At 46.9% G+C, this 11660-nt stretch carries 10 protein-coding genes and 1 tRNA gene; 6 read left to right on the top strand and 5 right to left on the bottom strand.

Going from position 1 to position 11660, the window contains the following annotated elements:
• Positions 1–113: 113 nt before the first annotated feature.
• Positions 114–190, top strand: a tRNA-Met gene (locus tag ACN083_RS04160).
• Positions 191–371: 181 nt separating this feature from the next.
• On the opposite strand, the gene ACN083_RS04155 is transcribed toward ACN083_RS04160, so the two are convergent.
• Both ACN083_RS04155 and nagB read right to left on the bottom strand, forming a co-directional pair.
• Positions 372–1415: a glycosyltransferase family 1 protein gene (locus tag ACN083_RS04155; RefSeq protein WP_419101559.1), complete on the bottom strand. Its 1044-nt coding sequence runs from the start codon at positions 1413–1415 to the stop codon at positions 372–374.
• A gap of 186 nt (positions 1416–1601) precedes the next feature.
• On the bottom strand, positions 1602–2393 hold the full coding sequence (gene nagB / locus ACN083_RS04150; RefSeq protein ID WP_419101558.1) for a glucosamine-6-phosphate deaminase: 792 nt from the start codon (positions 2391–2393) through the stop codon (positions 1602–1604).
• A gap of 72 nt (positions 2394–2465) precedes the next feature.
• Here nagB and ACN083_RS04145 point away from each other — a divergent pair, with 72 nt between their 5' ends.
• Genes ACN083_RS04145 through udk form a run of 3 tightly spaced genes read left to right on the top strand, consistent with a single transcriptional unit; the run spans position 2466 to position 5073 of the window.
• Positions 2466–3233 (top strand): GntR family transcriptional regulator, encoded by a 768-nt coding sequence (locus tag ACN083_RS04145; protein ID WP_419101557.1) that lies wholly within the window; start codon positions 2466–2468, stop codon positions 3231–3233.
• Positions 3234–3244: 11 nt separating this feature from the next.
• Positions 3245–4360, top strand: coding sequence for an N-acetylglucosamine-6-phosphate deacetylase (gene nagA / locus ACN083_RS04140; protein ID WP_419101556.1), 1116 nt, complete (start codon positions 3245–3247; stop codon positions 4358–4360).
• Between the two features lie 11 nt (positions 4361–4371).
• Positions 4372–5073, top strand: coding sequence for a uridine kinase (gene udk, locus ACN083_RS04135; RefSeq protein WP_419101649.1), 702 nt, complete (start codon positions 4372–4374; stop codon positions 5071–5073).
• Positions 5074–5165: 92 nt separating this feature from the next.
• Here udk and ACN083_RS04130 read toward each other — a convergent pair whose 3' ends face one another.
• Together ACN083_RS04130 and ACN083_RS04125 are read right to left on the bottom strand one after the other, a co-directional pair.
• Entirely contained in the window at positions 5166–5882 is a 717-nt protein-coding gene (locus ACN083_RS04130; protein ID WP_419101555.1) for a PspA/IM30 family protein, read from the bottom strand.
• Positions 5883–6014: 132 nt separating this feature from the next.
• Positions 6015–7871: a TPM domain-containing protein gene (locus ACN083_RS04125; protein WP_419101554.1), complete on the bottom strand. Its 1857-nt coding sequence runs from the start codon at positions 7869–7871 to the stop codon at positions 6015–6017.
• 376 nt (positions 7872–8247) lie between these two features.
• On the opposite strand from ACN083_RS04125, the gene ACN083_RS04120 reads away from it, so the two are divergent.
• Positions 8248–9690, top strand: a complete 1443-nt coding sequence (locus tag ACN083_RS04120; protein WP_419101553.1) for a S1C family serine protease — start codon at positions 8248–8250, stop codon at positions 9688–9690.
• Positions 9691–9791: 101 nt separating this feature from the next.
• Here ACN083_RS04120 and ACN083_RS04115 read toward each other — a convergent pair whose 3' ends face one another.
• The gene (locus ACN083_RS04115; protein ID WP_419101552.1) at positions 9792–10259 is read right to left on the bottom strand and encodes a tRNA (cytidine(34)-2'-O)-methyltransferase; all 468 of its coding nucleotides are present in this window, start codon (positions 10257–10259) and stop codon (positions 9792–9794) included.
• Positions 10260–10410: 151 nt separating this feature from the next.
• On the opposite strand from ACN083_RS04115, the gene ACN083_RS04110 reads away from it, so the two are divergent.
• The gene (locus ACN083_RS04110; RefSeq protein ID WP_419101551.1) at positions 10411–11646 is read left to right on the top strand and encodes a cysteine desulfurase family protein; all 1236 of its coding nucleotides are present in this window, start codon (positions 10411–10413) and stop codon (positions 11644–11646) included.
• Positions 11647–11660: the final 14 nt, after the last annotated feature.

Below are 11660 nucleotides of genomic sequence, written 5' to 3'. Positions count from 1 at the left end.
GGTTGTTGTTCTTGAACGAGAGTTAACAACCAACCCCTGAGTGTATCCTCTCTCACAAAAAGCATTTTAGGTTTGCGTTCAATCGACAAGGTGTGTATAGTTATATGAGTCGCCGCGGGGTGGAGCAGTTCGGTAGCTCGCCGGGCTCATAACCCGGAGGTCGCAGGTTCAAATCCTGTCCCCGCAACCAAGTGAAAAATCGTCTCGACTTGATAAATATCAAGTCGAGACGATTTTTTTATGTATATCGTATTGTTGCTCATGAAATGGACACCTCATGAGCAACAATACGATTCAAACATTGCTAACTTCACGTATTCTCGAAGAACCTGCAACTAAAAGAATTCTTCCTGCACGTGCCGTTTACCCCTCTACAATGACGTTTTGTCTTCTGGAGAAGAATACTGACACAGGAAATCATCTATTTTCTGGATATCATATACTAACGTGTGACTCTGTACATTCATCTCCTGACAGAGCTGTTGAAAACGGTGTCTCCAATCCAAGTTCTTTAACGCATGAATAATGTTCTTGTGGTACGAGGAGTCGTCTTTACCTAGAAGCTGCGCGGAAATAGTTTCAAGCCCCTCATCCACGTCATGAGGGGAAATGTCCCAACAACTCTCTACCGCAAAGAAGCGACGCGCGACCTCAGTATTAGGTAATCTGCCGGCAACAAAACATCCCCAAGATAATGCGTCAAGCCATCGGCCTGTAATATATTCTTTGGTTGGATGCGTGTACGGTGCAGGACTGACTTTGTTGGAGAAAGCTAAAACAACTTTTGCTCTTTGGTAGGATTCTTGCAGAAAACGTTCTGATTCTTGAGCGTTTTTTCCAAAGGGTGGTCTTCCCTCAAAATGTAGGTGATGAGAATGAGCTTTCTGCTCTGTGATGGAGTCATTGTCCCATGCTTGAGGTTGGCGTCCTACACGTAAGAGGTCTGTACTTTTATGGATATTGAGTCGTTCTTCAATGTTCGACCAGACATCTGTACCCCAAGGGACGCAACTGACGTTTTTAACACCAGCTTTATTCCATTCAACAATATCTTCAAAATCAGTAATAAAAATCTTTTTATATACTCTGTTCTGCTTTGCAATAGCGGGGATGCGTTCTGTCCAAAAACTATCGATCACCCAACCGTAGACTTCTTGATAGCGTCGCAAGAAAAGATGTGATTGAGCGATAGCATTAAGCTGCCCCGGGTCATAAGCAATGACTAATGCTTTCTTCTTCCCGATAGAAGGCTTTGGAACCTGAGCTAAGAGTTTAGTTTTTCGAGACAGTGATGAATGAACATCAACAAAATGTGGTGTAACGCCTAAGTACTCTCCTAAAAGAGTACTTGCTTTGCGGATAATAGCCCACCCTGCGTCATCGGGAACAGCTACAATCAGGTCGAGAGACTTCATTCTTCTCCTAAAATATGCGAGCACTGCGTTTAGAGGTGGCTTTCCATTACCGTCAAAAGCAAGTGGAAAACTTGTAGCAGTAGCACTATCATAATCTGATTCTTACAAACCTTCGTTATATATAGTTGAGGGGTGCTACCTGCCAATAGGTAGCACCCCTCAACTATAGATGCGGTGATGAAATTATTAATCGTATCGAGGTTTTTGCCACTCAGGTTTCTCTTGCTGAGCGTAACGGTAATACTCGGTGTACGTTAGTTCGCTAGCTGCATCTTCATCAATAACGATGGTGACGTCAGGGTGCATTTGAAGAATCGAAGCAGGACAGTACGTTCCAATAGGTCCTTCCACCATCTGAGCGATGGCGCGTGCCTTACTTTGCCCTTGAGCTACGAGAACAATTTTTTGAGATTCCATAATCGTTCCGATGCCTTGTGTGAGGCAATGGATAGGGACCTGTTTAATGTCGTTGTCGAAGAAACGTGCGTTATCTTCTCGAGTTCGAGGAGCTAGCGTCTTAATGCGAGTGCGTGAGACAAGAGAAGAACCTGGTTCGTTGAATCCGATATGACCGTTAGCGCCAATACCTAGAAGCTGAACATCAACTCCACCAGCATCTTTAATGCGTTGTTCGTATTCGAGGCATTCTGCTTGGACATCTTGTGCTTGCCCGTTCAGAACGTGCACGTTCTGAGCTTTGAGACCAATTTTTTCAACAATTTCGCGGTCGATAACAGCGCGGTATGACTCTGGGTGGCCTTCGGGAATTTCGACATATTCGTCTAAGGCGAAAGCGTTGACTTCGCTTACGTCGAGCCCGTCGCGTACTAATTCTGCTAAGTGCTCATAGGTTTTAATGGGGGAAGAACCTGTAGCAACCCCCCATACAGCTTGCGGGTTATGGCGTACAGCATCTGCCATGATTTCTGCGCTGTACGTACCAACTTCTTGTGCTGTAGAGAGAATGATGATTTCCATAATTACAGCATAAACCACAAACGATTATTTGTATGAACCAATAAAATCTTTTTCTCGTATAAACTAGAAAATATGCGAACCAAAACGACCAATAAGCAGACCAATTTGCATCGGCAGGGTGCTAACAACCTACCTGCAGAACCTAAATACCGTTCGTTGGCGCGAATTATTGAACAACGTTACGTTCTCGAAGGTAAACCACATGACACGCTACCTACAGAACGAGAGCTACAAAATATTTTTAACGTCTCCCGCGACACTATCCGACGAGCTCTCTACTCACTATCGGTTCGCGGACTCATTTACAACATTCAAGGCTCTGGCACATACATCGCAGAATGCCAAAGAATTACTAAAAAACCACACCTCACCTCCTTTACCGAAGACATGACAGCTCGAGGACATGTACCAGCCTCAACCACCGAAAGCTGTAGCATTGTGCCAGCATCGGCAACAACCGCTCGCAACTTGAACATTTCAGCAGGAGAAGAGGTCTACGAAATCATTCGTCTTCGGACTGCTGATGGAGTGCCTATGGCCTATGAGAGAGCCTACTTCCTGGTTGAAGCCTTCGCCGGACAACAACCCCAAGTTCATGCCTCCCTCGATGAACAATTACAACGCACGGGCTATCGTATTGTGAGCGCTCACCAAAGAATCAGCGCAACCAACCTTAACGCAGAAGAAGCACTTGCTCTAGAACAGCCCTTTGGCATTGCTACGCTCAAAGTAGAACGTATCGGATACACCGAACGAGGCATCGCAGTAGAATCCACACAGACGCTCTACCGTGCCGACCGATATGATTACGAAATGCGAATTAACCGAGACAACGTTTAAGGACACACACCATGAAAACACTGATTCATTCAACCCAAATTTTCTCCCCACAAGACCAAAAACTCTCCACAGGATGGGCCATTATTGAAAACGGAAAAATCACCTCCCAAGGTGTAGGAGAACATCCTCAGCTAAAAGAAGAACACGAAATACTCGATGGTACCGGAAACATCCTAACTCGCGGATACACCGATATTCATTGCCATGGTGGCGGGGGAGTAGCCTTCGAAGATCCCGAAGAATGCCATACCGCATTAAAAACGCATCGAGAACAAGGCACACTACGTGTTATCGCATCGTTGGTAACGAACCAAGTTCCTGACATGTGCGATACCGTTGCCGCACTAGCCCAACGCTGCCAAGAATATGCTCAACCAACACAAGAGCATGCAGCACTTGTCGGAATTCACCTTGAAGGCCCCTTCCTCTCACCCCTACATAAAGGCGCACACCGTGAAGACTACCTCACCGCACCAACACCAGAACTCGCAGAACAACTGATTGAAGCTGGCCAAGGCTACATTAAACAAGTCACTTTAGCTCCTGAAACTGACCTCGATTTAGCTGCCACAAAAACTTTTGTACGACATGGTGTTCGCGTTGCTGTTGGCCACACTGACGCTAACTATGAACAAGCCAAAGCTGCTTTCGACGCAGGAGCGACACTGCTCACCCACACTTTTAACGCAATGAGCCCTTTGCATCACCGTGCACCCGGCCCCATAGCCGCCGCTTTAGACACCCCAGGGGTAACCTGCGAAGTCATTGTTGACGGCACCCACGTATACGCACCGATGGTCAGAATGCTATTTGCTCAAACCTCTGAACGTGTCGCATTAATTACCGACGCTATGGCAGCTGCTGGTTGCTGCGACGGAAACTATAAACTAGGAAGCCTCGACGTGACCGTTAAAGAATCTGTAGCACGGCTAGATTCTAATGGTGCTATTGCGGGAAGTACTCTCACTCTTGGACGAGCAACTCGTACCGCGTATTCCTTTGGGATTCCTCTAGAACAAGTACTCTCTTCAGCAACCACCATACCTGCTCAAGCCCTGGGAATTTCTGACGATTATGGTCTGCTCTTGCTGGATGAGGAGTTGCACCTTGTACGTTCGTTTGTCTAAGACCTTCGGATATTGTTCAAGAACTTGCACGAGCACATAAAAAACATGAAACAATATACGAGGAATACACAGATGAGGAAACCCTAGGGACGTTCATGAAACCGCTTGTAATAGGAATTGCCGGAGGAACCGGCTCAGGAAAGACTACGTTGACGAACGCTCTCGTAGAATCCTTCGAAGGTCAAGTTGCCGTGATATACCACGATAACTACTACAAACGTCACGACGAGCTCAGCTACGAAGAACGTTGCCAACTCAACTATGATGCCCCTGAAGCTTTCGATAACGATCTTCTTATTGAGCACCTTGATGAACTACTCAACGGGCAAGACATCGAAACTCCAGTATACGATTACACGGTACATAATCGTTCGGACCAGACGATGTCTGTCAATACCCGACCTATTATCATCATTGAAGGTATTCTGATTTTCGCTGAAGAACGTATCTGCTCACGTTGCGATATTAAGATTTTTGTTGATACTGATGCAGATGTTCGTATTCTTCGTCGTATGCGTCGAGATGTTCTTGAACGTCAAAGAACTATCGAATCGGTAGAACAACAATATCTCACCACAGTAAAGCCTATGCACGAGCTCTATGTGGAGCCTTCGAAACGGCAAGCTGACATTATCGTCCCAGAAGGCGGTAGCAACCTCGTCGCTTTAGAAATGCTCATTCATCGGGTGCAGAACCAACTAGCTATTTCTTAACCGTAAAACGTTCTCCACAGAAAAATGCTGGGGTGCGGAGAAAACCGAAAAGTTTTCTCCGCACCCCAGCATTATCTGAACGATACGATAATTTAAGAATTCTTGTTCTTAAGAGCTGCTAGACGTGCCTCTAGCTCACTTTGTTTGCTGAGTTCTTCTAACTCATTAAACTGGGCATCAACAGAAGAAGCTGCTAGTTCTTGCGCACCACGAACACGCGCTTCTTCACGACGAACTTTCTCTTCAAAACGTGAAAGTTCTGACTGAGGATTCATAATGTCAAAGGACTTCAACGAATCATGAACCTGAGCTTGAGCTGCCGCATTCTTTTGACGAGCAACAAGCTCATCACGCTTCGCAGAAAGCTCACGTAGCTTCTCTTGCATCTTTGCTAGACCGTCTTTGAGCTGTGCTACAGCTTGAGTCTGAGACTCAATCTGCGGTTTAGCAACGGCCATCTCTTGCTCAAGGCTCATCTGACGGCCAAGAGCGACTTTTGCAAGATTATCGAACTTATCTGCATTAGCGGTATCCCCAGAAGCACGGAACTGGTCTGCTGTACGTGAAGCAGAGAGCGCCTTATCTCCCCATTCTTGCGCTTCACGCTCATCAGAAGCATAGTCTTCTTCAAGGAGGCGAAGATTACCAATGGTCTGCGCTACTGCTTGCTCTGCTTCGGTGATATTAGCGGAATAGTCACGCACCATCTGATCAAGCATCTTCTGGGGATCTTCTGCAGCATCTAGCAAAGCATTAATATTTGCTTTTGCTAACTGTGCGATACGGCTAAAAATAGATTGTTTTACCATTGGGTCACTTCCTCAAAAGTTTCCTAGTATTATCGAGCCTCCACAAGGAGACAATAACTATATTGTGTCAGTGTTTCTTCATAAGATACCGAGAAAACACCTAAAAATCATAGGGTTTATCAAAAATTAACTTTAGAAATTTCCGCCAGTACCAGGTCCATCGAAACCACCAAAGCCACCGTCAAAACCACTATCAAAACCTCCGCCAAAACTCGTATTACCAGAAGAAGAACCTCCACCGTTGAGCAATGTTCCTAAGAGGATTCCGCCCAACATTGCAGAAGGATAATCCCCATGCTGTTGCTGCCCGAAACGTTGAACATCCTGCGAGGAACGGTCTTTTGCCTCTGTTGCTAAACGAATTGCCTGCTGCGCATGTTCTAGTGCGCTAACAGGGTCTTGATGCTGTAACTGTTGAGCCTGTTGAAGATAACGTTGTGCCTCTTGTAAGGCAGTGCGCGCCGGCGTTTTGACACCACCGCGACGTGCTCGTACAAATTCAGAAGCACTATGAACCTGCGTCTGGGCAGAGAAGAGAGTGTGTTTGAGACTCTCACGGGCACGTTGCGTCTGTTCCTGAAATTCTCTAATCTCTTTGAGAGAATCATCAAGATGAGTACGTGCATTCTCTAAACGACTCAACATTGCTAAAGGATCAATCTGTTGGTTCTGAAGATGCGCACGAATCTGCTGAACAACACTTTGAAGACCAGCCGCTGCGCTCGCCATGTGTGCACGGTCTTGGTGCTGAGCAAAACTTTGTGCTTCGGCAATATCTCGTTCTGCTAGAAGCAGTGCGTCTTCGACAGAGCGCTGCGCTTGTCTTAACTGTTCGGGCGACGCCATGACTGACTCAAGCAATTTTTGTGCTTGAGAGAATGCTTCTTGGGTAGCGTGGATGTCTGCTGAAGCTTGATCGTATTGTTGCTCGGAGACTTTCTCCTCAGCAATTTTTAGGCTACGACGACCGAACTCTAAACGCTCTACAGCTTGTTGATAGTTATCGGTTGCCTGCTCTAAAGCAGATGCTGTGTAGTGGTTCTGTAGCTGCTCTATCACTGCTAGCGCCTTGGGTTCTTGGGTACTAAGACTTTGAGAAGACTTCTGTAACGTGGCAATGAGTTCTGGAGCGTTACGAGCGATTTGTCGTAGCTGGCTAATGCTACGTAATTCTTGATGGAGCTGAGTAATAATGTCTTGGCAACGAGAAATAATATCTTCGAGCCACTGACGTTGGTCTTCTTCGGTATCGGGAATATCGTCGTCAAGCTGCCGTTGTAATTGGAAAGCTTTTTGAAGACTATCTTTTGCGGTAGAGATTCTTTCGACGAAGCTGTGAACCGCAGAATCCCCATATTGCATGCGCGCAAACTCGAGTTCTTGTTCTGCCTCAGCTATAGAGTTATCGGCCTGTAAGAGAAGGGAATCGGCGTTGGCACGTAACTGCGGTAGCGGGGTAGAAGAGGTACGTCTTTCATATGAGGAGGCTGGGACTCTGCGTAATTTTCGAGAGTTCTTTCGAGAAGCATAGTATGCGGCACCGCCGACTCCTAATACTGCCAGACCACCGAGCATACCGAAGGTTCCTAGTGAACTGTCTGAACCTTCTCTGGCCTGTTCGATGGCTGTCATTGCTGCAATAGCAGCCTGCTGATAGTCAGATTTTTTGAGGTAAGGAAATACCTTATTCTGGTAGATATCTTGAAGTTGCTCTTCGGAGAGAACCTGTGAACTACCTGCTTGGAAATAAGCTTGACGTGAATCGGTGGCGACCGCTAGAACAACGTCATTAGCTCCCATGTTATTGAGCTGTGCTAGTTCCTTGACCCATGCTTGAGCTTGGTGTGGGTGTTCAAAATCTTTGACTAAAACAAGATAAAAATTCATATTCTCTTTTTGAGAGAATTGTTCAATTTCTTCGGAGAGCCCCTGATGCTGAGATACGAGGTGAGCTTCATCAACGATTCGAGTGCCGGCGGGGATTTTCATGGGTTCTTCTGCGAATGCAGGTACCTGAACACATGCCAGAAATACCACGGAACTTGTGAGAAGTGTCCTGAGAAAAATGCGATTTTTTGCCATGTCTTCCTCTGTGCCCCTTATCTGACGGTGATGAAGAATCTTATGCTCATTCTAAAACGTTATTTTTTCTTTGGTAGAGCAGTGGAAGACAATTCGTCTTGAGCGTAGAAAAAATAACATCAAGAAAACTTGCAAGAACCTCCCAGAAAATAACCAGAGTAAGTTCAATAAAACTTCAGATAAATGATAGATAGTAAAGATACGTAAAAATAGTAGATATTTGAACAGGCATAAACTGACGGTATCGACAGATAACTTTGAGATAAGAAAGAAGAACAGCAATATGTCACAAGAACCTTGGAACCAGCAACATAATCCCCACAACTCCGGATACCAACAGAACCCCTACACCTCCGCAAATCCCTCATCACAAAACCAACAAACCCATAACAACGCTGCGGCGAATCAAAACGGCTATGCCGGCGCATACCAAACTGACTCACCTTACTACACTTCCTATAACGCTCCCTACTTCGAGGAGCAGTCAAAAACACCTAAAAAATATGCAGGTGGCGTACTCCTCGGTGCTGCACTCATCGCCTCACTCATCGGAGGAGGAGTGGGAGCAGGCGTTGTGGCTCTCTCGCAAAAGACCTCATCAACTATCACCACCACCAATGCCGGAACGACCATCGTCAATAACACAGATTCCGTTAACGCCATTACTGCCGCTGTCGAAAAAGCGATGCCATCAGTCGTTACCATTGGTGTTGTTGCACCAGGAGCTACCGGTTCTGGCTCCGGAATCATCCTCGATGGAGAAGGTCACATCCTAACCAACACGCACGTTGTGACCCTTGATGGAAAAGTTAACAACCCGACAGTCGAAGTCCAACTATCAAATGGACACACCGTTGGAGCAACTGTTGTCGGAACAGACCCCACCAGTGACCTTGCTGTTATTAAAATAGACCCCAACGGACTAAACCTCACGCCAGCAACCCTAGGAAACTCCCAAAAGCTTAACGTTGGAGAAACAACCATCGCAATTGGTGCACCGCTAGGATTACAAAACACCGTAACCGACGGAATTATCTCAACCCTATCCCGAACCATTCAGGTAGCCTCATCAGAAGCGCCCGAAGAAACAGCCCAAGAAGAACGCCAACGCCCCAACCTCGGAAACCAAGACCTCCCTTTCCAATTCCAAATTCCCGGACAAGATATGGACGGAGTACCTGCGCCAAAGAAAACTATCTCTTTGAACGTTCTTCAAACAGATGCTGCCATTAACCCCGGGAACTCTGGTGGTGCACTCGTCAACACCAAAGGCGAAGTCATTGGTATCAACGTTGCCATTGCCTCAGCGCAATCAGGACCCTCCTCATCAAGCTCAGGAGGCAACATCGGCGTTGGATTCTCTATCCCCATTAACTACGCTCACCGTATTGCTCAAGAAATTATCAAAGACGGCGTAGCAACTCACGGATTCCTTGGAGCTAACGTCTCTACCTCACCAGCCGATAACGACCAAAGCGAGATGTTTGGTGACGGTGCTCATATTGAAGAAGTTGTTCCCAATAGCGCAGCGGCAAAAGCGGGTCTGCAAAAGGGTGACGTTGTTACTATGTTTAACGGGCATCGTATTACCGACTCCACAGAACTGACCGCCAGCGTCAGAGAAGCAGCCGCAGGGCAGACCGTCAAAGCAACCATTATCCGCAACGGCTCATCTGAAGAAAAAGAAATCACTCTCGGCAACGCCGCAGACGCACGGAAAAAATAACACCAATACCTTAACGAAAAATACATAAAATTAGGAGGGACAGCAGGTCATCCTGCTGTCCCTCCTAATAAAAACTCGTTTATCTTGCGTGAAGATACAACTTAAAGTAGTGCCCCTGAGAAGTCATTCTGACGCCATGCTTCATATACTGCAATAGATGCAGAATTTGCAAGATTTAGCGAACGACGTCCTTCTAACATCGGAATACGAACCCTCTCCGTGATTTGCGGGGCGTTCTGAACATGCTCAGGAAGACCAACAGATTCAGGGCCAAATAAAAGAACATCGCCGGGATGATACGACACCTGCGCAAAATTCTTCTGCGCCGTCGTCGTAAAAGCAAAAACACGTTCAGGCTTAAGCTCTTCCCACGCTTGCTCAATATTTTGATGTACTTGAACAACCGCAAGATCATGATAATCCAAACCAGCACGACGCAAATGCGCATCATCAAAGTTGAACCCTAAAGGCTCCACAAGATGTAACTTTGCCCCCGTAATAGCCGCTAAACGAATAACATTTCCAGTGTTGCCCGGAATCTCAGGAGTATAGAAAAGAATATTAAACACACCTCTAGTGTATGCCTTCCCTCATCGCCTTTGTCATCATCAGCATTGACCCGCCACAGAGAAGGTGAAACATCTCATGTGCTCGTCTAGGATGATAAGCGTAAAATAGTGGAGGCCAAGTACCGCTAGATAAACCAAAGGACCTGTTCTCATGAAACGTACATACCTTGATCATGCGGCAACCACACAACCACTAGCATCCGTAATTGACGAAGTAACAGAACACCTAAAATACAGCGGAAACGCTTCAGCCTTACACTCTGCAGGACGCAGAGCACGTGCGGTTGTAGAACAAGCCCGCGAACGTATCGCCCAAGCTGTAGGCTGCGATAGTGCAGAAGTAATCTTTACCGCAGGCGGAACTGAAGCCGACAACCTCGCCATTAAAGGTATCTACCGTAAAAGAACTCACATAAACCCCCAATGCCGGCGTATCCTCATCAGCTCCATAGAACATCATGCTGTGAGCGAATCAGCAGAATGGCTCGAAGCGCATGAACAAGCGCAACTATGCTGGATACCCGTAGACTCACACGGCCTTATTGACATGAAAGCACTCAAAGCTCTCATCGAAGAAGACCCCGAAAATACGGCTCTCATCACCGTCATGTGGGCGAACAACGAAGTTGGTACCATACAACCAATCCGCGAAATTGCAGAACTCAGTGACACCTACAATATTCCGTTTCACACCGACGCAGTACAAGCCTTCGGAGCTATCCCCATCAACTTCCGCCAGATAGGGGCAAACAGCATGGCAATATCTGGACATAAAATGGGTGCACCTCAAGGTATTGGCGCACTGATTGCTACCCGAACTACCGCACTAACGCCAGTCCTCCACGGTGGGGGACAAGAACGAGCCGTCCGCTCAGGAACACTAGATACCGCAAGCATTGCCGGATTTGGTGTAGCTGCTCAAGAAGTCACCCAACACCTCGCTGAAGAAATGGTGCGCCTTGGGACACTCCGGAACACTCTCATTGAACGTATCCGCCATGAGATACCCAACGCAACACTACGCGGGGCAGAACCCGAATCAATTGAAGAACTGGAACAAGAAGGCGCCACCCGCCGGCTGCCACATAACGTACATTTCACCTTTGACGGCTGCGAAGGAGATTCTCTGCTCTTCCTCCTCGATATGGCCGGTATAGAATCTTCTACTGGCTCTGCTTGCAACGCCGGAGTTCCACGTCCTTCCCACGTGCTACTTGCCATGGGAGTTGATGAAGAACACGCACGTGGTGCACAACGTTTTACCCTCGGACATACCAGCACTAGCGAAGACATTGAGGCCCTCATGGAAGCGTTGCCCGGAGCTTATGAACAAGCCCATAAAGCTGGTTTAGCGGCGCACGTACCGAATGAACACATCTGGCATTAGCAATTTGGTAAGTT

It is taken from the genome of Rothia sp. CCM 9418, from assembly GCF_048512825.1.
In the GTDB taxonomy this organism is placed as follows: domain Bacteria; phylum Actinomycetota; class Actinomycetes; order Actinomycetales; family Micrococcaceae; genus Rothia.
The sequence above is the reverse complement of the archived record's forward strand: the minus strand, read 5'-3'. Positions and strand labels throughout refer to the sequence as shown.

Excerpts from the sequence above, each read along its gene's own strand:
- nagB (WP_419101558.1), bottom strand. The coding sequence starts at position 2,393 with ATGGAAATCATCATTCTCTCTACAGCACAAGAAGTTGGTACGTACAGC.
- ACN083_RS04155 (WP_419101559.1), bottom strand. The coding sequence starts at position 1,415 with ATGAAGTCTCTCGACCTGATTGTAGCTGTTCCCGATGACGCAGGGTGG.
- ACN083_RS04110 (WP_419101551.1), top strand. The coding sequence starts at position 10,411 with ATGAAACGTACATACCTTGATCATGCGGCAACCACACAACCACTAGCA.
- ACN083_RS04120 (WP_419101553.1), top strand. The coding sequence starts at position 8,248 with ATGTCACAAGAACCTTGGAACCAGCAACATAATCCCCACAACTCCGGA.
- nagA (WP_419101556.1), top strand. The coding sequence starts at position 3,245 with ATGAAAACACTGATTCATTCAACCCAAATTTTCTCCCCACAAGACCAA.
- ACN083_RS04145 (WP_419101557.1), top strand. The coding sequence starts at position 2,466 with ATGCGAACCAAAACGACCAATAAGCAGACCAATTTGCATCGGCAGGGT.
- ACN083_RS04125 (WP_419101554.1), bottom strand. The coding sequence starts at position 7,871 with ATGAAAATCCCCGCCGGCACTCGAATCGTTGATGAAGCTCACCTCGTA.
- ACN083_RS04130 (WP_419101555.1), bottom strand. The coding sequence starts at position 5,882 with ATGGTAAAACAATCTATTTTTAGCCGTATCGCACAGTTAGCAAAAGCA.